Here is a 23,301-nt window from a genome sequence, read left to right as displayed (position 1 = left end):
ACAGGCCGGTCCGGTCAACGGCATCGGGAGCGCTACACATGTACAACAGCGATAAACGGCTTCTCATTCTCGACGCGGATGGCACCACCATCGATGCATTTTCCGCGATCGCCATGGCCTTCAACCAGCACGGCTGCGTGCTCGGCGCCGAAACGGCATTCCAGAAACGGCACCACTTGCTCAAGTACGTGGGCGGCCTGAAACAATTCCCGTCGATTATCAAGAAAAACCTGCGCAAGAACAGCCGCGCCAAACTGGTCGACACGCTGACCGACATCTACCGGCAAGAAGCCCGGCTGTATGACGGGATCCCCGACCTGATCCGCGAACTGATCGCCGCGCCCGGTATCACGGTGGGCATCGTCACGCGCAACATCACGATCGAGCCCCTGGAAACGCTGCGCCAGCTGTTCCTGCGCCACGATATCGATATCGGCGCACTGGATTTTCTGGAACATATTCCACTCAAGGACAAGAAGACGGCGTCGTTTCGGGCCGTACGCGAGCGCTTCGGCGTCAATCCGGCGCGCGGCTATATCTGCGGCGACGAGCACAAGGATTTCACGGCGGCGGCCCATACCGGCATGCACCCGTTCATGGTCTCGTACGGGTTCGAAGACTACGATCGCCTGACGAACAAGTTCGCGATCCCACCGGAACTGATTTCGCGCACGTCGGGCGAGTTATGCGGGCGCGTGCGCCATGCGCTGGACCTGGTTCAGGCGCCGTACCAGAACAGCACCGCGCTGATGACGCCGAACAACCAGTAATCGATCGGCGCACCCAGCGCCCAGCGCTTGTGCCACGCCACGTGGACCTGCTTGAAGCGGCGCCAGCCGAAGGCCGGATTGATGACGAACCACAGATAATCCTCGACGATCCAGAACAGCATGATCGACGCCATGGTCGTCGCCTCGAGCTGCCACGACCACTGGCCCATGAAGAACAGCGGGAAGTGAAACACCAGTCCGATGAACGAAAACATCCACAGGTGGTAGCCGGTCAGCGCGCGCCCGCCCCAGAAGATGTCGAGCAGCAGATGCTCCTCGATGCGCCAGGTCGGCAGGTTCGCCGCCCAGCCGGCCTCGCCTTCGATTTCCACTTCCACGCGCGCGAACAGATATGCCAGCGCCAGCACGGCGCACACGGTTGCCACGAGCCTGGCGCTATCGGCCAATTCAAACATGGGCGACATCACTTTTGCGGGCGGCTTGCACCAGAACAGTTTCGACGACGTGGCGCGCAGCCTGCGGACGGCCAAGGGCGCGAGCACAGGCAGCCATCCCGGCCAGTTTTTCCGGGTGCGCCATCAGGTAGCGGATGCGGTAGTCGAGCGTGGCCAGGTCGACCGCCTTGAGCGCGGCGCCATGCTCGAGCAGATAATTGGCGTTGTGTTCTTCCTGGCCCGGGATCGGCGCGTTGACGATCATCGGCACGCCCATCGCCAGGCATTCGGCCGTGGTCGCACCGCCCGGCTTGGTGATCACCAGGTCGGCGCACGCCATCAGGCGCTCGACGCGGTCCGTGTAGCCCTGCGGCGCCAGCCGGCCCGGAAAGCGCACGGCCAGCCGCTGCAGCGCGGCCAGTTCGGCAGCATTCTTGCCGGCCAGTGCGATCAGCTGAAAATTGCCCGGAATCGCCAGCAACTGCTGCGCCACGCGGTGCAAGCCGCCCAGGCCGGCGCCCCCGCCCATCAGCAGAAAGGTCGGCAGCGCCGGATTCAGGCCCAGTGCTCTGGCGCAGTCGGCGCGGTCGTGGGTGAGCGAAAACGCCGGCATCGTGGGAATGCCGGCGACGTAGATGGCATGCGCGGCGACGCCCTGCTCGTGCATGCGAAACGCCACTTCGTCGTTGGCGGCAAAATAGCCGGTGACGTGCGGCTGCAGCCACATGCGGTGCAGGTCGAAATCGGTCACTTGTACCCAGAGCGGGCACGTGAGTTTTCCGGCGGCGATCTGCTGCGACAGTACTTCGGCCGGCTGGAAATGGGTGCAGATGATCGCGTCGGGTTTCAGCGCCGCGATTTCATCGGTCAGCATGCGGCACGCATGCCGTTCGATCCGGCGCCGCAGTCGGCTGGTCAAGCCATCCGGGCTGGCCGCATCGGTCCAGCGGTAGATGTAGCGCCACAGGCCCGGCGCGCGGGTGATCAGGCGCAGATAAAACTCGGTGTAGACCTTGCGCAGCAGCGGCGTGGCAAACGCCATCGCATCCAGGTGGATAACAGTGGCGTCGGGATGGTCGGCTGCGGCGCAGGCGCGGATGGCCTCGGCGACCCGGGTGTGGCCGGCGCCAGCCGGGACGCTGAGCAGGACGATGGTCTTGCCGGCCATGCTGCGCTGGAGTTCGCCCTCTTTCACGAGGGGCGCTTTCCGGCCTGCGCCAACGCTGCCGTCCGGTCAGGCGAAGATCTTTGCTTCATGCACACTCCATCGCAACGTGATGCGACAGAGTGTGAAGGCCGATTATGACCCGGCCATGACGACTACGCAGTTACACGACGCTGTTCCACGGCTTGGACAGGCGCATCGCGCAATTGATCAGGCCAACCATCGAATACGTTTGCGGGAAATTGCCCCACATTTCGCCCGTGTCCGGATGCGTGTCTTCCGACAGCAGGCCCAGGTGATTGCGCGCCGCCAGCATCGCTTCGAACACAGCGCGTGCTTCGTCCTCGCGGCCGATCCGCGCCAGCGCATCGATGCGCCAGAACGTGCAGATATTGAAGGCCGTTTCGGGCTTGCCGAAATCGTCCGGCGCTTCGTAACGGCGCATGTACGGGCCGTCGCACAGCGATTTTTCCAGCGCGTCGACCGTGGCGACAAAGCGCGGATCCATCGGATCGATGAAGTTGATCTCGGCCATCAGGAGCACGCTGGCGTCGAGGTCGCGTCCACCCAGGCTTTCGGCAAACGCCTGGCGCTCTTCGCTCCACGCTTCGGTCAACAGGCGATTGCGGATGATTTCTGCGCGTTCGCCCCAGAACGTCGCGCGCTCGGGCAAGTCCAGTTCTTCGGCGATCTTGGCCAGGCGGTCACACGCTGCCCAGTTCATCAGCACCGACGAGGTGTGCACGCGGGCGCGCGTGCGCAGCTCCCACATGCCAGCGTCCGGCTCGTCGTACAGACGGAATGCCTGTTCACCCACGGCTTCGAGTTGCACGAACTCGGCATGCCCCGCACGGCGGAACAGGCGGTGATCGAAGAATGCCTGCGCCGCGCCGAGCACGATATTGCCGTACACGTCGTGCTGGAAGTGTTCCTGCGCCTGGTTGCCCACGCGCACCGGCCCGTTGTTGCGGTAGCCGGGCAGGTGCTCGATGATCGACTCGGGCAGCTCTTCTTCCAGCCCGATGCCGTACAGCGGCTGGATATGCCCGCCCTTGGCGCGCGCCACGACATTGCTCAGCCAGCGCAGATAATCTTCCATCGTGCCGACTTCGGACAAGCTGTTCAGCGCGCGGATCACGAAGAACGCGTCGCGCAGCCAGCAATAGCGGTAATCCCAGTTGCGCTCGCTCCCCGGTGCTTCCGGGATGCTGGTCGTCATCGCGGCGATGATCGCGCCCGTGTCTTCGTACAGCGACAGCTTCAGCGTGATCGCGGCGCGGATGACCACGTCCTGCCATTCGAGCGGCAGCGCCAGGCGGCGCGACCAGGTGCGCCAGTACGAAATCGTCTCGAGCTCGAAGCGGTGCGCGGTGTCCTTGATGCCGTCAGCCAGCGTTTCGTCCGGCCCCAGCATGAAGTTCAGCGGCCGGTCGAGCAGGAAGAACGACTCGGACATCACATAATTAAGCGACGCGTCCGTGTTCAGGCGCAGCGTCTGGTCGGGACCGACGTAGCGGATGTGGTGGCTGCCCTGGGTGATCTCGGGGGCCTTGGCGCCGTACTCGAAGCGCGGCCGCATGATGACGCGCACGCGCACGCCGCTGCCCAGCGGACGCACGCGGCGTACCAGCATCAGGGGACGGAACATGCGGTCGCGGCTCAGGAAGCGCGGCGCGAAGTCGGTGATCTCGATGCCGTTGCCGCCGCTGTCGAACAGGCGCGTGCGCAGCACTGCCGTGTTCGGTTCATACACCTGCTCGCTGCGGGCGAAGTCTTCCAGCTCGACGCTCCACAGACTGCCTTTCTCGCTCGGGTCGAGCAAGGCATTGAAGACCGGGTCGCCGTCAAAGCGTGGCAGGCAGCACCAGACCATCCGGCCCATGCGGTCGACCAGGGCGCTGAAGGCGCAATTGCCGATCACGCCGCAATCAAGCGAACCGGTGGGGTCAATGGTGCCCCGTGCTTCGAGGGCATTCGGTAATGCGGTACTCATTGTCGACTCGTGGGAATCATCATTCATGGGGTATGTCCTTTCCAATGGTTGGCGCGGCGGCCGCTTGCGACAGTACGATGCGCAATTGTTCCGCCGACGCGATACGGCACTGGGCCACGGTGGGGCCCGGGCCGACCTTCAGGCCGATCCCGCCAATACTTTGTACTTGTGCAAAACCTGCTTCGTCGGTCGTGTCGTCGCCGATGAACAGGGGCCGGTAACCGGCGAACGGCGCGTCGGCCAGGAAGTCGTGGATCGCCGTGCCCTTGCTGACGGCGTTCGACTTGACCTCGACGATCATCTTGCCTTCCATCAGCAACAGGCCCGGGCTGGCATCCACCGCCACGCGCATCGCGTCGGTGCACAGCGCCTGCAGCTCGGGCGCCTGGCGGAAGTGCAGTGCCAGCGCGCCGTGCTTTTCTTCGACCCACAGGTCGGGATGGCGCGCCGCCAGCCCCTGCGCAGCCTGGCGTACCAGGGCGAAGTCGGGTGGCGTCAGGCGGCGCACGACGCCATCCACGCCGCGTCGCTCCATGCCATGCACGCCGGCTGCAGGGAACGTCAGCGGCGCCAGCAATTTGTCGAGCTCGTTGATCGGGCGGCCGGACACGAGGGCCAGCCGCCCTTCCAGGCGCGCCTGCAGCAGCGGCAGCGCGGCGTGCAGCATGTCGGTGACGATCACCTGGTCGGGCAACGGCGCGATGTCCACCAACGTGCCGTCGAAGTCGAGAAACAGCGCGCAATCGGGCGCAGCCAGCAGGTCGAGTGCGGCCTGCAGGTTGTCATTGTCAGCGATCATGCTTCCCCCCTGCGCACGCGGTCCTGGCTGAGCGAAACGATGCGCGACTTGACGCGCTCGCGCTGGCGCAGGCGCGCTGCATCCTGCAGCATGCGGCCGGCCCAGCGGTACACGTTGAAGTCGCGCACCCTGCGGCGCATGCTGCGCATCCGTTCGCGCTGCTCGTCGCGCGGCATGCGCAGCGCCTGGTACAGCGCTTCGGCGCCCTCTTCGATGTGGTACGGATTGACGATCAGCGCTTCATGCAGCTCGCGCGCCGCACCGGTGAACTGGCTCAGGATCAGCGCGCCGCCTTCATCGTCGCGGGCAGCGATGAATTCCTTGGCCACCAGGTTCATGCCGTCGTGCAGGCTGGTCACGCTGCAGACGTCCGACGCGCGGAAGTACGTGCGCAACTGGCGCTGTTCGTGGTGCTCGGTTTTCAGCACGATCGGCAGGTAGGTGCCGCTGGCGTAGCGGTCATTGATCCGCTGCGCCAGACCGCGCACGCGCGTTTCCAGGTTCTGGTATTCGTCGAGGGATGAGCGGGTGGGTGCGGCGATCTGCACGAACGTGAATTTGCCGATCATTTCCGGATACAGTTCGAACATGCGCTCGACTGCCTCGAAGCGTTCCACGATGCCCTTGGTGTAGTCGAGGCGGTCGACGCCGATGCCCAGCAACTGATCCGCCGGCAGCGACAGCGCCTGGCGGATCTCGGCGCGGCAGGCAGCGATATCGGGTTCGCCCGGGATCTCGTCGGGCCAGGCGATGGAGATCGGATACGGTTTTACTTGCGTCAGCTGGTTGCCGTAGCTGACGGTCGAGGCTTCGTCCTCGATGCGGGTTTCCAGGTAGCGGTCGACCGTGTCGAGGAAATTCTTGCGGTGGAACGGCGTGTGGAAGCCCAGGATCGTGCTGCCCAGCATGCCGTCGAGGATTTCTTCGCGCCATGGGCAAATGCCGAACGATTCCGGATTTGGCCATGGGATGTGCCAGAACGTGATGATGGTTGCCTTTGGCAGCACCGCGCGCACCATGCGCGGCAGCAGCGCGAAGTGATAATCCTGTACCAGCACGACCGGGTTGTCGGAGCGCGCTTCGGCGATCACGGCGTCGGCAAAGCGCTGGTTTACGCGCACGTACTCGGCCCAGTCGGTCGAGCGGAACACGGGGCGCACGTGGGCGATATGGCACAGCGGCCACAGGCCTTCGTTGGCAAAGCCGTAGTAATAGCCCTGCTCTTCTTCTTTCGACAGCCAGACGCGGCGCAGCGTATAGCTCGGGTTGTCGGGCGGGACCGGCACGTGGTCGTTGGCGTCGACCGTCTCGCGGTCGGCCGAACCGGCGCCGTGCGCGATCCAGGTACCGGAGCAGGCACGCATCACGGCCTCTACCGCCGTGACCAGGCCACTGGCCGGACGCTGCACTTTCACGCCGTCGGGTGTGGCCACGTGGATGTAGGGTTCGCGGTTCGACACCACGAGGATCTGGTCACCGGCCAGGTCCTGGTTCAGCAGCAGCTTCAGCGTTTCCGGGCTCCAGGTCGTTGACTCGACCGGACTGGCGGCCAGCTCGCGCTGGTAATCGTTGAGCATGGCGCGAAACTCGCTGGCCAGCGGCGCCATGTCGCCTTCGACCGGCGCCGCCTGGGCCGCACCGCGGCGTGGCGAGCGCGGCAGCAGTTCGCCGCGCAGCATTTCGCGCATGCCGGCCACCCAGCCATGCCAGCTCAGGTGGGCGATGATCACGGTGATCATGGAAATCGCGCCAGCCATCAGCACGAACAGGCCAAGGATGTATTTCTTGGTGTCGGCGCTGCGGCGCTCGATGAAGCTCATGTCCTGCACCAGCACCAGGCGGCCGGCTGACACGCCGTCCTGCATCAGTTCGCGCGTGGAGACGTGGACCGGGCCCTCTGCCAGGCGCACGACCGGGTTGGACGTCGCGCCATCCTCCTCGCTGCTGATCTGCCCCTCACGGCAACCGAGCGTGGCCGGATAGGTCGAGGTCTTGTACAGCAGGATTCCGTCGGTCGAGCACAGGGCCAGCGCATACAGGCGCTCGTCCTGGATCGCGCGCTCGAATGCGTCGTTGATGCGTTCACCGGTACCGTCTTCGAGATACGTCAGCAACGGTTGTTGCAGCGTGCTCGATACCAGGCGCGAGCGTGTGTCCAGGTCACGCACGAACCAGCGCTGGGTGAGGTTTTCCATCCATGGAATGGCGAAATACCCGAATAGCGCCAGCACAAGGGCAAGCGGAACGATGAACCGCAGGGACAATTGAATGGATCTGAAGCGCATGAAGCTCTTTCAATGGGACGAAGACGCCGACCGATTGATTATAGCTATCTAAAAATTATCTTGTCGCTATGGCATGCAACGGTGTCGAACGGGGCGGGATTGGCTGGCAAATCCCGCGGCCATCATGTATCACGTCGGTATGACGATCTGGTCGGCGATCGCAGCGAGCGTGATGCCGCGCATACGCTCGAGCATGAACGCTTCTGTTGCCGCGAACAACGCACCAAGTTCGCCGACCACGGCATGTTCGACCGGGCACACCGGGTGATCGACGGTGGCCGCGATGGCGATTGCCTGCGGCGAGCCAAGTGCCTCATGGACATCGAGGATCGTAATGCTGCCGATGTCCCGCTGTAGTGACCAGCCGCCACCGGCACCGCCATCCGAACTCACCAGGCCGGCCCGTTTGAGCGAACCCATGGTACGTCGCACGACGACGGGATTGGTATTGAGCATCAGCGCGATCGTGTCGGACGTCGTCCTGCCACCGCGTTTGCTCATGTGAATCAGCACATGCAGCATGCGTGACAGTCTGGCGTCGTATCTCATTATTACTCCACATAACAATTTCAAAAATCCGTAACACATGATGTTACGCCACTTGACCCCGCCCAATCCGAAACATATGATGTTACGCATCGACTGAACAATGGAGGGCAGCATGCGACGCAACTCGGCCAAGGTCAATGGCATCACCGTGTCTTATCTGGAGGCGGGCAAGGGGCCAACCCTGCTGCTCTGCCACGGTTTTCCGGAAACGGGCGACGCATGGCGCGCGCAGATCCCGGTACTCGCCGCGGCTGGGTACCGTGTGCTGGCGCCGGATCTGCGTGGGTTTGGCGCGTCATCGGCGCCACTGGCAATCGATGTTTATACGGTGTTTCATGCGGTGGGCGACCTGATCGGCCTGCTCGATACATTGTCGATCGAACGCGCCATCGTCGTCGGTGCGGACTGGGGCGCGACGATCGCGTGGCAACTGGCCCTGATGCGGCCGGACCGCATCGCAGGTATCGTGGCACTGGGCGTGCCGATGATGGCGCGCTCGCCCATCCCACCCACCGGTTTGTTTCCCCGCACGGATGACGCACTCTTCTACACGCTGTATTTCCAGGAACCCGGGATTGCAGAGCAGGAACTCGAGCGCGACATCCCGGCCACCCTGCGCAAGATCTATTACGGCGCGTCGGGCGACGCCGGCCCGCGCTGTGCAGGCGACGGCACACCCAATCCGTTCGGCATGGTCGCGCCCGCGCGCGGCATGCTCCCCGACCTGCCCGACCCCGCCCAGGTGTCCGACTGGCTGGCATCCGGCCTGGATACTGCGGTTGCAGCCTTCGGGCAGGCCGGATTCCGTGGCGCCCTGAACTATTACCGCAACCTGGACCGCAACTGGCAGTTGCAAGGCAGCCTCGATGGCATGCAGGTCAGCGTCCCTGCCCTGTTTGCCGTCGGATCGCGCGATCCGGGCATGGCGATACCGGGCATGGAGCGCATCATTGCCGATATGCCCAGGCTGGTGCCGCAATTGCACGGCACCGTGACCGTCGACGGCGCGGGTCACTGGCTGCACCGGGAGCGGCCCGGCATCGTGAACGAGGTGATCCTGTCATTCGCTGACACGCTCCGGGCCGATACGGCGACCTGGACGCCGGCTTAATCCGGCACGCGCCTCATGACGAACTCGGCGCGTGGCCTGGCGTGTCGCTCCAGGCGGTAAGTGAGCACGGCGCCGTCCTCACTGACGGTCACAGTCCACAAATTGGTGTCCGCGCCGGAAACCAGCCGGGCCGTATAAGCGTCTGCCAGGAATGCCTGCGAGCGCGCAGTGCCGCCGGGCTGCGCCATGCCGCCGTACATCGTTACCCTGTCTGGAGTGCCGTCAGCGTGACGATGGTCATGGCGCAATTCCAGCCCTGCTGCCGGGCGCGTGAAAATCCACGTGCGCGAGCGATCTTCGCCAACTTTGACCGGCATGCGCACATCGGCCGGGTTGCAGATGACTTCAGTCGAGATGGTCTTGTTGGCGAACTCGTTGTTCGGATCGACCGCATAGGTCTGGCCGCCCTCGAAGCGCTGCCCGCACATGGTTCTGAGTGTGGCCATGAAGCTGTCGCCGTCAGAGGGCGCCGGAACAGCAGCACAACCAGCCAGCAGGCAGGTGAGCGCCAGTGAAGGAAAAAGAAGATGCATCGTGGTCCCGCTCCAGAAAAATCACTGTAAACACGACATGTCGCCACACTGCCAAATCATCAACAAAACCTACTCAATGGCAACAAAATAGCGTCATGCCGCAAATTGAAAAATAAAGTGTCGTTATTTATGTGACAAGCGTATGAAATTTGTCGGAAAATCTTACAATTAATTACTGAATTTTCATTTCGAAAAATATTCCTTATAGAAATCAACGCCTTGTTTTGCTGGCACGTAATATGCATTGGCTCCCATGGTCGTCGAATAATCGTTACGACATCCGATACAGGGGGCTGTGACACGAATGCGGCCCCGTTCATCGTACACACTTGGAGCGCAATAGAATGAAGAACGCATTACTCGCATTGCTGGTTTCCGGAATGATGGCTTCGGCATCCGCCGCGGTCGTAGTCAATGAAGGTTTTGACGATGTCAACACGCTCCAGAGCAAGGGCTGGATCGTGGACAACAAGAGCGCTCCACTTGGTACTCTCAATTGGTTCCAGGGCGATCAAACGAAATTCGATGCCCAAAGCGGCGCACCGGAATCGTTCGTCGCCACCAGTTTCAACAGCGGTGTCGACGGCGGCACACTCAACAACTGGCTGTACACCCCTGAATTCTCGACCGTGCTCGGCGTAACCGTCTCGTTCTGGCTGCGGGCAGTCGACGAAGAAGGCTTCAGCGACAAGTTTGCGTTTGGTTTTGTCGACACCGACGGTATCGGATTTGACCTGGTCCCGAGCTTCACCGTTGGCAAGAATGGCTGGACGCAATACACGGCCTGGATCGGCCCACGCGAGGGCTCTGCCCGCTTCGGCTTCCAATACACCGGCGAAACGGCCGAGTCGAACTATGTCGGCCTCGACTCCGTCATGGTCGACGTGCCTGAACCGTCGAGCATCCTGATTCTGGCCGCTGGCGCCATGGGCCTGGTTGCCGCACGTCGCCGCAAACGCGCCTGAGCGCGCCACGCCACGTTGTCCGCCGAAGCACACTGCGCTTCGCACCTTTTGCATCGAACAGGTTTTTCCAGGAGAGTGTCATGTTCCAGAAACAACAAACCGGCCTGCGCGCGCTGCGCGCCGCCGGCATTGCCTTTGCCCTGATGGGTTTCGCCGGCCAGTCCGCCATTGCCCAGGAAGCACCGGTCGTCTCGAATGAGTCCCTGACCGTCGTGCGCGATGCCGAAACCGGCAAGCTGCGCGGCGCCACCCCTGCCGAAGCAGTCGCGCTGAAAGCGCAGTCCGTCAGGGCCTACGCGCGCATCGCACCGAAAGCAACCCTGCAGAAATCCCACAGCAGCGGCGCGCGCGGCGCCCGTCTGACCGACGAATTCATGACCACGTCAGTGGCAGTTCGTAACGCCGACGGCAGCATTACCGTTACGCACGGCGACACCCAGAATGCCGATTCGACCGGCCACGTTCACACCATTACGCCTGTCACGGAGTAATCATGCGCACCCCATCCTTCTCGCTCACCGCCGCACGCACCGTACTGGCCACCGCCAGCATCCTGACCTGCATCGCCGCGCAAGCTGCAACCATCACCATCCAGAGCCGCGATCCAGCCGGCTTCGGCTTCAACGATGCCACCCCGGTGGCACCGGTTGGCGGCAATAATGGCACGACACTCGGCCAGCAACGCATGAACGTGTACCGCCACGTTGCCGATATCTGGGAGCGCAATCTCCAGAGCAACGTGACGATCACCGTGTCAGCCGGCTGGGAAGCACTGAACTGCACCGCCACCTCGGCCACGCTGGGCAGCGCCGGCGCATGGAATATCTGGAATAACTTCCCAGGCGGCAAGAAAAACACCTGGTATCCGGCAGCACTGGCCAACAAGCTGGCCGGCGTCAACCTGACTGCAGGCATTCCTGACGACGGCACGGGCTACGGCAACGTCGACATCAAGACCCAGTTCAACGTCAACCTCGGTCAGCCGAACTGCCTCGCAGGCAGCAGCTTCTACCTGGGCCTGGACGGCAATGCCGGCGGCCAGGTGAACTTTGCAGCAACCCTGCTGCACGAACTGGGCCACGGCCTGGGCTTCTCGGTCGTCAGCGTGCAGACCTCGACTGGTTTCCGCATCAATGCGGCGGGCTCGGCGTATGTGTCCGAAGGCGGCCTGCCAAGCGTCTGGGAAGAGTTCATGTACGACAACACAGCCAAGAAGAGCTGGCTGAACATGACGTCGTCCGAACGCCGCGCCTCGGCGATCAACCCGCTGGGACTGGCCTGGACCGGTGCCAACTCGGTTGCCGGCGCCAGCATCCTGCGCGGCACGCCACTGCTGAAATCAGCCGGCCCGGGCAGCACCATCCCGACGATGGAATTCAATGCATCATCCTTCGGCCCAGTTGCACCAACCTCCGGCAAGCTTGGCGTGCTGACCACGATCACGCCTCAGGCTGGTGAAATCGGGCCTGGATGCTCACCATTCGATGCAGCCAATACCGCAGCGGTCCGCGGCAAGGTACCGATCATCAATCGCGGCGCCTGCGCTTTTGCCCTCAAGGTCAAGAATGCACAGAACGCCGGTGCGATCGGCGTCGTGCTGGCTAACAACGCGGCAGGCCCGCTCGTTCCAGGTGGCACCGATGCCAGCGTCACCATCCCGTCGGTGGGTATCACGCAAGCGGAAGGCGAACTGCTGAAAGCGGCCGTGGCCGCCGCCAAGCCATACGGCTCGCGTGCACAAGCCGGTGCGGTCACTGCAACGTTTGCCATTGACAACACCCGCAAGGCTGGCGCCGATGCCTTTGGTCGTCCGCTGCTGTACACCCCAGCCACGCTGGCACCGGGTTCGTCGGTCTCGCACTGGGACGTGACGGCATCGCCAAACCTGCTGATGGAGCCAAGCATCAATTCGGACCTGACCCTGTCGGTGTCGCCACCGCAGGATCTGACGCTGCCACTGCTGAAGGATATCGGCTGGTAATCGTTGGATAAAACGCTTCACGGCGCCAGGTGTCGTGAAGCGTGCAAACAAAAACGCCACCTTGCAAGGTGGCGTTTTTATTTGCTGCGAACGATCGTCGATCAGAAGATCAGGTACAGGATGACCAGTACAACAACCGGGATGCCCAGGAGCCAGCCAATGAAAAATTTACCCATGATAGTGTTCCTTCCGTGTTTGCAGTGTCGATGGATCCATCTTGCGCCCTGCAGCCTCCCCGTTCAGTACGCTACTGCACGTCCACCAGCAAATTGATCCACTTGGTATCCGGCACCTCACCAGGCACGCACGGCAGGAACGCGGTGCGACGTGGATTTTTTGACAGGGCTATACTAAATCATCACTTGTCGCCAGGCAGGGAACGCGGGTCGATGCTGTGCATCGTTCGTGTCCGCCACTGTCGGCGATGGCCTTCGTGCGCATCGCGCCAGCCGGGGCCCAGGCCCCGCAGCGCCAGATGCGCCCACTCACCATTCAATCAGGGGACTCTATGCCTACAACCTGGATTATCGCGGCCAATGCCGGTCGTGCACGTATTTTTGCCGATGCCAAATCTGCCAAGTCGCTGCAAGAAGTGGAAGACATGGTCAATCCTGCTGCACAGCAGCGCGTGAGCGACATCGTGACCGACCGACTGAGCCCGCGCTCGGCCGGCAACAGCGGCCACAATATCGGTGGCGGCCAGGGCGGCGGCTTCGAGCACGCTGCACAGGCAGGCGCGCCGGGCAGCGACTACCAGCCAGCGGTCACGCCAGCCGAGCACGAAGCGCAAAAGTTTGCCAAGGACGTTGCCGCGTACCTGTTGCAAGGCCAACAGAAAGGCCAGTACCAGCATCTGATCGTGTCCGCATCGCCCGAGTTCCTGGGTCTGCTACGCACGGCAATCGATCCGCAGGTCAAGGCGCTGATCACGCATGAGCTCAACAAGGATTACACGCACTCGAGTGGCCACGAACTGCGCGGCCAACTCGCGGCGCATCTCGAAAAAGCCTAAGGTCGAAACACCACAAGGTTGTTCCAGCCCCGACAGGCCCGTCACTTCGGCCGGCCTGTTGCGTTATGGCCGTGCGTGTTCGACCGGTGAGAAGATCTCGCGCAGGTCCTCAGCCCCGATGGCGGGCGCCAGTTCGGTATCGCCCGCCAGCAGGGCATTGGCTAGATCGCCCTTGCGGCGCTGCATGTCCTGGATTTTTTCTTCCAGCGTGCCGCGCGCGATCAGCTTGTAGACGAAGACCGGCTGCGTCTGGCCAATGCGCCAGGCGCGGTCGGTGGCCTGGTTTTCGCTGGCCGGATTCCACCACGGATCGTAGTGGATGACGGTGTCGGCCGCCGTGAGATTGAGGCCCACGCCGCCGGCCTTCAGGCTGATCAGGAATACGCCCACCTGCCCCGCCTGGAACGCAGCGACCGGTGCGGCGCGGTCGACCGTGCTGCCCGTGAGTTCGACGTAGGCGATGCTGCGCGCGTTGAGTTCATCGGCAATCAGCGCCAGCATGCTCGTGAACTGCGAAAACACCAGCACCTTGCGGCCTTCGCTGATGAGCGTGTCGAGCAATTCCATCAGCGCCTCGAGCTTGGCCGAACCGCCGGCCGCGCCCGTCTTGAGCAGGCGCGGATCGCAGCACACCTGGCGCAGCTTGAGCAGCGCCTCGAGAATCACGATGTGGCTGCGCGCCAGGCCCTTGCGATCGATCTCGTCGCGCACCTTGCGGTCCATGGCCACGCGCACCGTTTCGTACAGGTCGCGCTGGACGCCGCCGAGTTCGACCGGCAGGATGATCTCGGTCTTGGGTGGCAGTTCGGTCGCGACCTTGTCCTTGGTTCGGCGCAGCATGAACGGTTTCAGGCGCCGCACCAGCAGGTCCTTGCGACCCATGTCGCCACCCTGCTCGATCGGTTTGCGAAACACGGTGTTGAAGCCCCGCTCGTCGCCCAGCAAGCCCGGCATCAGGAAATGGAACTGCGACCACAATTCGCCCAGGTGGTTCTGTACCGGCGTGCCGGTCAGGCACAGGCGATGGCGCGCGTCGAGCAGGCGCGCTGTCTGCGCCGCCTTGCTGCGGCTGTTCTTGATGTACTGCGCTTCATCGAGGATCAACAGGTGATAGCGGTGACCGCGCAGCGCCACTTCGTCGCGCCCGAGCAGCGCGTAGGTGGTCAGGACCACGTCGACGTCGCCGATGCCATCGAACAGCGCCGTGCGCTCCTTGCCGTGCAACAGCAGCACGCGCAGGCCGGGCGTGAACCGCGCCGCTTCGGCCTGCCAGTTGGGCATCAGGCTCGTGGGCGCCACGACCAGCGCCGGGCGATCGAGCCGCCCCGCTTCTTTCTCGACCAGGATGTGGGCCAGCGCCTGGATCGTCTTGCCCAGGCCCATGTCGTCGGCCAGGATGCCGCCGAATTCATACTCGCGCAAAAATTGCAGCCAGGCCAGGCCGCTGCGCTGGTAGGGCCGCAGGTCGGCCTGCAGGCCAACGGGCAACGCGACCGGCCGGATGCCGTCGAAGTCGTTGAGCTTGCGGCCCAGTGCGCGCAGGCGCTCGCCGCCCATCCAGCGAAGGTGTGCTGCTCGCTCGAGTTCGGCCAGCCGCGCCGCATCCATCACCGGCAGGCGCACCCGGCTGCCCATGCGCTCATTGAAGTACAGCTCGCCCAGCGTGACCAGAATCGGCTTGATGCGGCCCCAGGTCACGGCCACGCGCGTTTCGTCGTCGAGCTCGATCACCAGGTCGCCCTCGTCGGCGCGCGTGGCCAGGACCACCGGATCGAACTCCTGCGGCGCGGCGCGGATCATCTTGAGCAGCAAGGGAAGCAACGCGTGCCGCTGGCCGTTCACGACAATGCCCAGCTCGAGCGCGAACCAGGCTTGCCCGCCCTCGCCTTCTTCATCGAGTTCGGCGTACCAGTCGTCGACCTCGGCCAGGTGGTAGCGATAATCGGCTTCGATCTCGACCTGCCAGCCGGCCGCCTCCAGGCGCGGCAGCGCATCGCGCACGAAGCCGACCCAGGCCGCCTCGTCGGCAAGCTGCAAGGCGCCGGGCAGATCCAGCAGCGGCGACTCGGGTGGCGGTTCGGCGAACCCCAGCCCGGTCAGCAGCGCCCGCGCCGCCGCCTCGAGCGCGGCGTTGCGCACGATGAGCTGAACCCTGGTGTTTTCGACGCGGCGCAGCACCGGCCCGTCGTCGGGTTCCGCAATCCAGCCGTCGTAGTCGAACATCAGCGTGGCATGGTCGTACCAGCGGTAGTCGCCGCGCTGCCTGGCCAGCATGCTGTCGAGCACCAGCAGAGGTACCGGCGCCACGTCGCTGCGCTCTTGCGTTTCCAGCACCTGCGGCAGCGGGAACACGCCATCCAGGCCAAGCTCGGCCATGCGCGTCGCCACGCTGGCGCGGTGCTCCGGCCACAGCAGCGGCGCCTGCTCCACCGCGCCGAGCAGCATCTCCAGCGGCAAGGGTGCCAGCAAAGCGGGCAGCGTCAGCTCCCCGATCAGGTCGCCATCGATGTAGCAGGCCGGTTCGGTTGGCAATACTTCGTCGGGAATCTGCTGCTCGCGCGCGCCGCCACCGGCAAATTGCCAGCTCAGCTGAAGCGCATCGGGATCGCCGTCGAGCGGATGCCAGTCGATCACGGCCGCGCGCTTCGGGCCGGCCAGCAGCGGCGTGACCCGGCCGCGCGCCAGATCCTCTGGCGTGTGGGCGCGCAGCAGCCGCTCTTGCGCGACCAGCTGGGCCAGCAGGCGTGCGCCCAGCGCGCCTTGCGGCCGCGCGACGCCCAGGCCGCCCGACGCTGCGGCCAGGCCGGCAAACTGGCGCAACAGTTCGACGTCACCGGTCGCGATCCAGGCAGGCGGATCGCGCAGCAGGCCATGGTGGTTGACGTCGCTGGAGCTGGCGCCGATGCCGGCGCGCTTGCCCTGGCGGCCCTTGCGCAGGTGCAGCCGGGAGTGGCCGTGCAGATCCGGCACCAGGACCCAGGCCAGGATGGTCACCGCGCCCGTGGCCGACAGTGCCGGCTGCGTGATCTGGCTCAGCTGCGAGAGCTGCATGAGCCAGTGCTGCGCGACGGCGTTGGCCGCGCCGGGGGCCTGTCGGGCTTCGCGTTCGCGGCACTCGATGTCCTTGATCAGGACCGACACCACGTGCTTGCAGTTGTAGCCGACGGGGCAGGTGCAACGACCGTCGAAGTTGACCTGCTCGCGGCGCGTGAACACGCGGATGGTCTGATGGTAGGTTGCCCCGCCGCTGCCGGCGACTTCGCCGACCAGCCGGTCGGCCTGCCACTGCGCGACCAGGACATGGCCGTCATCGGCGTAATCGTGGCCACGCTGCAGGGCGCCGGGGTCGAAGTTGTGCGTCAGGTCGGCGTAATCGTAATGCATGGGCAAATCGGTCAATCATGGCGGCGAAGCCACCATTATCGCCCGAACACGTCAGTTCTTACTGCGCGACGACCTTGATCTGCTCGACGTCCACGGTAGAGTCGCCAAACATTTCCTTGTCGAACTCGCCCGTGAGTTCCACCAGCGTGTTGTGATCGACCGTCACGCCGGCAGGGAAACGGTCCGCGTCGATCTCGACCATGATCTTGCCGCTGGCGTCGGTGAACTCGTAGTTCTCGTCGCCCTTGTGGCTGGTGAGCTTGCCCTTGAGGCGCACGTACTGGTCATCCTTGCCATTGGCCAGCAAGTCCTTGGCGGTCATCAACGGCGCGCCCGACGGACCGGCATAGCCCGATGGCGCGGCCTTGGCGGCCGGGGCGGCGGTCGCGGTTGCAGCCGGCGTTGCAGTCTGGGTTGCCGCGGTCTGGGCGACAGCGGCGGCCGAACCGGTGATCAACAGGGCGATGCAGGCGATGTGCGAAATACATTTCATGGTCAAGTCCTCGGTAGTTGGTGGGTCGTTGCCTGCACAGCGTTGGCAGGCACAGACGCATTACACCGGCGGGACATTAAACCGATCTTAAGGGCGCATCGAAGTCGAGCGTGACACCCAGGCCGCGCCCGTCAAGGCCCGTGCCAAAGGCCAGCGCGATGCCGTGCAGATCGGCGATGCGCCGGACGATCGACAGACCGAGTCCGCTGCCCGGCTGGCCCTGCCCCAGCACGCGGAAGAAGCGCTCACTCAGGCGCGCGCGGCTGGCGGCATCCACACCCGCGCCATTGTCGCGCACGGCAATGCGGTCGAACCCGCCGTGCCGGCGCGCATCGATGGCGATGCGGCTGCCATCCGGGCAATAGCGCAGCGCATTGTCGAGCAGGTTGCGCAGCACGATGTCGAGCATCTGCGGGTCGGCCTCCACGGAGTCGAGCGCGCAGTGTACGGCGATGGTGATGCCGCGTGCCGCTGCTTCTTGCGCATGCGCGCCGACGAGTCGCTCGAGCAGCGCCGGTAGCGGCACCGGCTGGCGCACCAGTTGTTCGCGCGCCAGCGGGTCCAGACGCGCCAGCGTCAGGAGGCTGTCGACCAGCCCGGTCGTGCGCGCGATATCGTGGCGCAGCTTCTGGAACGGCGCGGCCAGTTCGGGATACTGGCGCTGCAGCAGCTGCACGTGCATGTGCAGACCCGCCAGCGGTGTACGCAGCTCGTGCGCGGCGTCGGCCGTGAAGCGGCGCTCGGCCTGCAGCGCCGCTTCCAGGCGACCCAGCACGCCATTGAGTGCCTGCACGATCGGCAGCACTTCGCGCGCCTGGCCGGCGGTGGCGACCTGCGTCAGGTCGTGCGGCGTCTTGGCCGCGATGCTTGCCGCCGTCTGGCGCAAGGGTTTCAGCACGCGTCCGGTCAGCACCCAGCACACGAGCGCCAGCAGCAGCAGGAAGCCCAGCACGGGCAGCCACAGCGATTCGGCCAGTTCTTCGAGGATATCAAAGCGCTTGCTCTGCTGCTGGCCAACCTGCACCTCGACGCTGCGCGCCGCGTCGCGCACGACGAACACGCGCCACGGATCGCCGTTGTTGCGCACGTCGGCGAAGCCGTCCTGCTCATCGAAATCCGTCACGAACGGCTGCGCGGGCGCGCCGCCAGTACGCTGGATGACGCGCCCGTCCGTCACGATCTGGTACTGCATGTCGACCTTGCGGCCGGGCCGGCTCTCGAGCCCGGGCCGCAGCAACAGGCCGCGCTCGTTCCAGTCGGTGGTGGCGGCCATGATCATGTGGCCCGATTCCTCGAGCGCATCGTCGAACACGTCATTGGTTTCCTGCCAGGCGATGACGGTGACGATGCCCAGGCTGGCCAGCCACAGAACGGTGCTGGCGGCCACGATGGCCATCAAGAGGCGCCGGCGCAGCGACCACGGCTGCACCGGCAAATCATTCACCATCGGTCTTCATCCGGTAGCCCAGCCCGCGCACGGTGACGATGCTGTCGCTGCCGAACTTCTTGCGCAGGTTGTGCACGTAGACCTCGATGGCATTGCTCTCGACTTCGTCGCCCCAGCCGTACAGCGTCTCTTCGATCTGGGCCCGGGTGACGATGCTGTTCTTGCGCAGCAGCAGCGCATACAGCACGTTGTACTCGCGCGCCGTCAGCGCGACGGGCACGCCGCGCAGGCTGGCCGCCTTGGTGTCCAGGTTCAGGGCGATCTCGCCGTGCACGAGGTCATTGCTCACCTGGTTCGCGCCGCGGCGCACGGCCGCGCGGATACGGGCCGACATTTCCTCGAGTTCGAACGGCTTGACGAGGTAATCGTCGGCGCCCAGGTCCAGGCCTTCGACGCGATCGGCGAGCGCATTGAAGGCCGTGATCAGGATGACGGCCACGCCATTGCCGGCGGCGCGCAACTGGTCCAGCAAGGCGTCGCCGGACAGGCCCGGCAAGCCGCGGTCGAGCAGCACGCAGTCATAGCGATGGGTCATCAGGGCCGTCTGCGCCGAGTCGCCACGCTGGACCCAGTCGACGGCGTGACCATCGAGGCGCAACCAGGCCTGGATGGTGTCGCCAAGGGAGAGGTCGTCTTCGACGAGCAAAATGCGCATGATGTGGAATGAGTGAATGGAATGCCTTGCCATGCTTGCGCGACAAGGTGAACCGAATCTTAAAGCATGCGCGCCGCAGATGAGAATGCGTGAGTTTTCAGCGATACCGATGCCGTAGACTGGCAATTTTCCACGTTCGACTTCACGCCATGACCTTTCGACTTGCATTGACCTGCCTTGCTGCGCCGGCCGCGTCGCTGATGGCGTGCCTCGGCATGCTGGCCACCGGCCCGGCGCTGGCAGCCGACACGAATTTTTGTACCTCGATGTGCGAATCGACGCAGCGCGAATGCCGCGTCGAGGCCAGTTCGGGTGGCAAGGAACGCTTTGTGCCGCCGCCCGAGACCGCTGCCCGCAATCCGCTGGCGCGAACCGCCGAGGGCGCAGTGCCGGGCCAAGGCGCGCGCGCCCTGCAAGCTGCAGGCGACACGCACCGCCGGCTTGACCGCGCTGATCGCTGTGACAAATCCTACCAGCAGTGCACGCGCAGCTGCGTCGTGCAGTCCGGGACGACGCAGCAGGCAGCTCCGGTGCAGCGCTGAGTCTGAAGCCCGCGCAGGCTTTACGCTTTCTTCAGCGCTGACGCCTTGTGCGCCGCCTCCGCCCCGGTCTTGTCGCTGACCACCAGGTATTCCGGATGTTCTTTGGACGCCGCGACATGGTGACTCTTGATGTCGGTCGGCGCTGTCAACTTCTTCTTGATCTTGCCGGTGACCTTGCCCTGGGATGACTCCCATTCCACCTTGTCACCGGCCTTGAACGTTGTCGTCATGGCCCTGCTCCTTTCAGCAATGACGTGAACCGGGACACCCCGATCCACGTTGCAACTTACTGGCCCGGCTTGAGAATCACCTTGGTCCAGCCATCAGCGCGCTCATCGAACTTCTTGTACGCGTGCGGCGCTTCGTCCAGCGACAGCTCGTGCGAGATGATCTGCGACGGCTTGGCGCGGCCGGCGTGGATCAGCTTGGCGAGGCTGCGGTTGTACGCCTTGACGTTGGCCTGGCCGTTGCCGATGCGCTGGCCCTTGAACCACAATTTGCCGTAGTCGAACGCCAGCTTGCCTTCCTTGGCCAGCTCGTCCTTCGCACCCGGATCTTCCGGCAGGAACACGCCCACCACGCCGATGCCGCCGGTTGGCTTGACTGCTTCGACCAGATTGTTCATCGTCAGGTTCGGCACTTCCTTGCCATGCTTGTCACAGCACTGGTAGCCCACGCATTCGCAACCGCAATCGGCGCCCTGGCCGTCCGTCAGTTCCTTGATCTGCGCCGCGCCGTCGCCTTCGATGTCATTGATGCCGATCGCGCCCATCTTCTCAGCCAGCGCCAGGCGATCCTTGTTCGGGTCGACGACGAACACGCGGCTTGCGCCCTTGAGGAAAGCCGACATCGCGGCCATCAGGCCCACCGGACCAGCGCCATAGATGGCCACCGAGTCGCCCGGCTTCATCTGCGCCAGTTCGGTTGCGTGGTAACCGGTCGGGAAAATATCCGACAGCATCACGTAATCGTTTTCCTTTTCCTGTGCATCCTTTGGCAGCACCAGGCAATTGAAGTCGCCGTATGGCACGCGCAGCAGTTCAGCCTGGCCACCGCTGTACGGGCCCATGCCGGCAAAGCCGTAGGCCGCGCCCGCGTTGCCCGGGTTGCAGGTCAGGCAAAAACCGGTCAGGCCGCGCTCGCAACTTTCGCAAAAGCCGCAACCGATATTGAATGGCAGGCAGACCATGTCGCCGACCTTGACGCGGTCGACGGCCTTGCCGACAGCGATGACTTCACCCATGTTTTCGTGACCCAGAATGCGGCCCGTTTCCATGCTGGTGCGACCTTCGTACATGTGCAGGTCAGAGCCGCAGATGTTGGTGGTCGTGATGCGCACCAGCACATCGGTCGGCTTCTCGATCGTGGCATCCGGCACGTTCTTGATCTGGACGTCGCATGGTCCGTTGTAGACAAGTGCTTTCATTGGGTTCCCTTCGTGAGGCGTTCGGTGAATAAAACACCTACTTTGGGAGTCGCACGATTGATGCTCTGTTCGCCAGGTCACAGACCGGGCGGCAGCGGCGCATGCGCCTACGTGGCATGGCCCATTAGCGTGCCAAGTCGATAACGGGAGGAAATTCGACTGCTCGCTGGAGCATCAGCGCATGAAAAAACGGCCAGCCCGCAACTGCGGCTGGCCGTTCGTGTCGTACGAGATTGACGCTTACTTCTCGACGATCTGACGCACCCGGCGACGCAGTTCGCGTTCCTGCTTCTCGTGCGCCGTCCAGTCTTCAAGCACCCCGCGCCAGAGCGAGATCAGCATCAGGATAATCACCAGCGAAAACGGCACGGCAAACACGATGGTCGCGGTCTGCAGCGCCTTCAGTCCCCCTGCCAGCAACAGGCTGATCGCAATACCGGCGATCAGGCCGCCCCACAGCAGCTTGCTGCGGGTCGACGGATTCGGATTGCCGCCGCTGCTCATCATGCTCAGCACCAGCACGGCCGAATCACCCGATGTGACAAAGAAGACCACCACCAGCAACGTGGCCACGCCCGACATCAGCGTGCCGAACGGCATGGCGTCGAACATCGCGAACAGCGCGGTGGCCGTATCGGCGCGCACGGCGTCGGCAATCGGGATCTGCTGCCAGATCTGCATGTGCAATGCAGTGCCACCAAAGATCGAGAACCAGATGAACGCGGCCAGTGTCGGCGCCAGCATCGTGCCCAGGATGAATTCACGGATCGTGCGGCCACGCGAGACGCGGGCGATGAACAGGCCCACGAATGGCGACCATGAAATCCACCAGGCCCAGTAGAAGATGGTCCAGCTGCCGACCCAGGTGCTGTCGCGGAACGGCGTCGCGCGCAAGCTCATGCGGACGAATTCGGTGACGTAGTTGCCCAGGGTACTGGTGAGCGTGTCGATGATCGCCACGGTCGGGCCAAGGATGAACACGGCCAGCGCCAGCAGCGCGGCCACGGTCATGTTGGCGTTCGACAGGATCTTGACGCCGCGCGCGACGCCGGTAACGGCCGAGCCCAGGAACATGACGGTGGCCAGCACGATGATGCCAATCTGCGACGCTTCGCTCACCTCCAGGCCGAACACGGTATTCAGACCGTTGTTGATCTGCAGCGCACCCACACCAAGCGAGGCCGCCACGCCGAAGGCGGTTGCCACCACGGCCAGGCCGTTGAAGAACCCGCCCATGTGCTTGACGATCGGCCATGGCAGCGCGTCCGTCACGGTGCTGACGAGGGCGACACCGCCGCGCCGGTACTGGAAGAAGGCAATGGCCAGCGCCACGGCGCTGTATACCGCCCACGGGTGAATACCCCAGTGGAAGAAGGTGTAGCGCATGGCCGCGCCCGCCGCTTCCGGCGTGTTCGACACGGTGCCAGGCGGTGCTTCGATGTAGTGCGAGATCGGCTCGGCCACGCCGAAAAACACGAGGCCGATGCCCATGCCGGCGGCAAACAGCATCGAAAACCAGCTGCCCAGCGCGAATTCCGGCTCGTCGTCTTCGCCGCCGAGTTTCAGGTTGCCGTAACGGCTGAAGGCGAGGAACGCGACGAACACGACCATGCCCAGCACGACCCAGAGGTAGAACCACCCGAAATTGCGGGTGACGGTAGCAAGTGCGGTCTCGAACAGCGGACCCATGGTGTCGGGCGAAATGACACCCCACAGAACGATGGCGAGGATGAAGCCCGCCGATAATGCTGTCTGCATAGTTTCTCCAGAGACAGAACGCGCGGGGCGTTGTGATG

At 64.1% G+C, this 23,301-nt stretch carries 21 protein-coding genes; 7 read left to right on the top strand and 14 right to left on the bottom strand.

Annotated features, from left to right (window positions below; translation table 11 throughout):
- Window positions 1–38 precede the first annotated feature (38 nt).
- Window positions 39–770 (top strand): HAD family hydrolase, encoded by a 732-nt coding sequence (locus tag AC56LW_RS17085; protein WP_499636284.1) that lies wholly within the window; start codon window positions 39–41, stop codon window positions 768–770.
- On the opposite strand, the gene AC56LW_RS17080 is transcribed toward AC56LW_RS17085, so the two are convergent.
- From AC56LW_RS17080 to AC56LW_RS17055, 6 genes are all read right to left on the bottom strand, one after another.
- A complete protein-coding gene (locus AC56LW_RS17080; RefSeq protein WP_499636282.1) occupies window positions 719–1,186 on the bottom strand; it encodes a hypothetical protein in 468 nt (155 codons plus the stop codon). The two genes, AC56LW_RS17085 and AC56LW_RS17080, sit on opposite strands and share 52 nt — an antisense overlap.
- Entirely contained in the window at window positions 1,179–2,333 is a 1,155-nt protein-coding gene (locus AC56LW_RS17075) for an MGDG synthase family glycosyltransferase (RefSeq protein ID WP_499636377.1), read from the bottom strand. The genes AC56LW_RS17080 and AC56LW_RS17075 overlap by 8 nt, the downstream gene beginning before the upstream one ends.
- 160 nt (window positions 2,334–2,493) lie before the next feature.
- The gene (locus AC56LW_RS17070) at window positions 2,494–4,323 is read right to left on the bottom strand and encodes a glycoside hydrolase family 15 protein (protein WP_332530681.1); all 1,830 of its coding nucleotides are present in this window, start codon (window positions 4,321–4,323) and stop codon (window positions 2,494–2,496) included.
- Window positions 4,324–4,342: 19 nt separating this feature from the next.
- Window positions 4,343–5,122: a trehalose-phosphatase gene (otsB, locus tag AC56LW_RS17065; protein WP_499636280.1), complete on the bottom strand. Its 780-nt coding sequence runs from the start codon at window positions 5,120–5,122 to the stop codon at window positions 4,343–4,345.
- A complete protein-coding gene (locus AC56LW_RS17060; protein ID WP_332530499.1) occupies window positions 5,119–7,407 on the bottom strand; it encodes an alpha,alpha-trehalose-phosphate synthase (UDP-forming) in 2,289 nt (762 codons plus the stop codon). The genes otsB and AC56LW_RS17060 overlap by 4 nt, the downstream gene beginning before the upstream one ends.
- Before the next feature lie 129 nt (window positions 7,408–7,536).
- A complete protein-coding gene (locus AC56LW_RS17055; protein WP_499636278.1) occupies window positions 7,537–7,956 on the bottom strand; it encodes an Rrf2 family transcriptional regulator in 420 nt (139 codons plus the stop codon).
- Window positions 7,957–8,068: 112 nt separating this feature from the next.
- On the opposite strand from AC56LW_RS17055, the gene AC56LW_RS17050 reads away from it, so the two are divergent.
- Complete coding sequence (locus AC56LW_RS17050; RefSeq protein ID WP_499636276.1) at window positions 8,069–9,067, top strand: alpha/beta fold hydrolase; 999 nt, start codon at window positions 8,069–8,071, stop codon at window positions 9,065–9,067.
- On the opposite strand, the gene AC56LW_RS17045 is transcribed toward AC56LW_RS17050, so the two are convergent.
- On the bottom strand, window positions 9,064–9,600 hold the full coding sequence (locus tag AC56LW_RS17045; protein ID WP_499636274.1) for a hypothetical protein: 537 nt from the start codon (window positions 9,598–9,600) through the stop codon (window positions 9,064–9,066). The two genes, AC56LW_RS17050 and AC56LW_RS17045, sit on opposite strands and share 4 nt — an antisense overlap.
- Window positions 9,601–9,944: 344 nt before the next feature.
- Between AC56LW_RS17045 and AC56LW_RS17040 the strand changes: the two genes are divergently transcribed.
- The 4 genes from AC56LW_RS17040 to AC56LW_RS17025 all read left to right on the top strand — a co-directional run bounded on the left by AC56LW_RS17040 (window position 9,945) and on the right by AC56LW_RS17025 (window position 13,558).
- The gene (locus AC56LW_RS17040; RefSeq protein ID WP_499636272.1) at window positions 9,945–10,565 is read left to right on the top strand and encodes a choice-of-anchor J domain-containing protein; all 621 of its coding nucleotides are present in this window, start codon (window positions 9,945–9,947) and stop codon (window positions 10,563–10,565) included.
- An 80-nt stretch (window positions 10,566–10,645) separates the two neighbouring features.
- Window positions 10,646–11,056, top strand: coding sequence for a post-PEP-CTERM-1 domain-containing protein (locus AC56LW_RS17035; protein ID WP_499500683.1), 411 nt, complete (start codon window positions 10,646–10,648; stop codon window positions 11,054–11,056).
- A gap of 2 nt (window positions 11,057–11,058) precedes the next feature.
- Window positions 11,059–12,546 carry a PA domain-containing protein gene (locus AC56LW_RS17030; RefSeq protein ID WP_499636270.1) on the top strand — a complete coding sequence of 496 codons (1,488 nt, stop codon included), beginning with the start codon at window positions 11,059–11,061 and terminating at the stop codon, window positions 12,544–12,546.
- Window positions 12,547–13,054: 508 nt separating this feature from the next.
- Window positions 13,055–13,558 carry a host attachment protein gene (locus tag AC56LW_RS17025; RefSeq protein ID WP_499574334.1) on the top strand — a complete coding sequence of 168 codons (504 nt, stop codon included), beginning with the start codon at window positions 13,055–13,057 and terminating at the stop codon, window positions 13,556–13,558.
- 63 nt (window positions 13,559–13,621) lie between these two features.
- On the opposite strand, the gene AC56LW_RS17020 is transcribed toward AC56LW_RS17025, so the two are convergent.
- The 4 genes from AC56LW_RS17020 to AC56LW_RS17005 form a co-directional block, all read right to left on the bottom strand.
- Complete coding sequence (locus AC56LW_RS17020; protein WP_499636268.1) at window positions 13,622–16,942, bottom strand: DEAD/DEAH box helicase; 3,321 nt, start codon at window positions 16,940–16,942, stop codon at window positions 13,622–13,624.
- A gap of 58 nt (window positions 16,943–17,000) precedes the next feature.
- Entirely contained in the window at window positions 17,001–17,435 is a 435-nt protein-coding gene (locus AC56LW_RS17015; RefSeq protein WP_499636266.1) for a YgiW/YdeI family stress tolerance OB fold protein, read from the bottom strand.
- Between the two features lie 76 nt (window positions 17,436–17,511).
- The gene (locus tag AC56LW_RS17010; protein WP_499636264.1) at window positions 17,512–18,882 is read right to left on the bottom strand and encodes an ATP-binding protein; all 1,371 of its coding nucleotides are present in this window, start codon (window positions 18,880–18,882) and stop codon (window positions 17,512–17,514) included.
- Window positions 18,872–19,537 (bottom strand): response regulator, encoded by a 666-nt coding sequence (locus tag AC56LW_RS17005; RefSeq protein ID WP_499636262.1) that lies wholly within the window; start codon window positions 19,535–19,537, stop codon window positions 18,872–18,874. The genes AC56LW_RS17010 and AC56LW_RS17005 overlap by 11 nt, the downstream gene beginning before the upstream one ends.
- 149 nt (window positions 19,538–19,686) lie before the next feature.
- On the opposite strand from AC56LW_RS17005, the gene AC56LW_RS17000 reads away from it, so the two are divergent.
- Window positions 19,687–20,079, top strand: coding sequence for a hypothetical protein (locus tag AC56LW_RS17000; protein ID WP_499636260.1), 393 nt, complete (start codon window positions 19,687–19,689; stop codon window positions 20,077–20,079).
- Between the two features lie 20 nt (window positions 20,080–20,099).
- On the opposite strand, the gene AC56LW_RS16995 is transcribed toward AC56LW_RS17000, so the two are convergent.
- From AC56LW_RS16995 to AC56LW_RS16985, 3 genes are all read right to left on the bottom strand, one after another.
- Window positions 20,100–20,309 (bottom strand): hypervirulence associated TUDOR domain-containing protein, encoded by a 210-nt coding sequence (locus AC56LW_RS16995; RefSeq protein ID WP_499636258.1) that lies wholly within the window; start codon window positions 20,307–20,309, stop codon window positions 20,100–20,102.
- 56 nt (window positions 20,310–20,365) lie between these two features.
- Window positions 20,366–21,505: a glutathione-independent formaldehyde dehydrogenase gene (locus AC56LW_RS16990; protein ID WP_332530513.1), complete on the bottom strand. Its 1,140-nt coding sequence runs from the start codon at window positions 21,503–21,505 to the stop codon at window positions 20,366–20,368.
- A gap of 240 nt (window positions 21,506–21,745) precedes the next feature.
- The gene (locus AC56LW_RS16985; protein ID WP_499636256.1) at window positions 21,746–23,263 is read right to left on the bottom strand and encodes a BCCT family transporter; all 1,518 of its coding nucleotides are present in this window, start codon (window positions 23,261–23,263) and stop codon (window positions 21,746–21,748) included.
- Window positions 23,264–23,301 lie beyond the last annotated feature (38 nt).

The sequence above is a fragment of the Telluria sp. LT2P80 genome (genome assembly GCF_059685955.1).
Note: the sequence above shows the minus strand (reverse complement) of the source record. Positions and strands in the feature narration are given on the sequence as shown.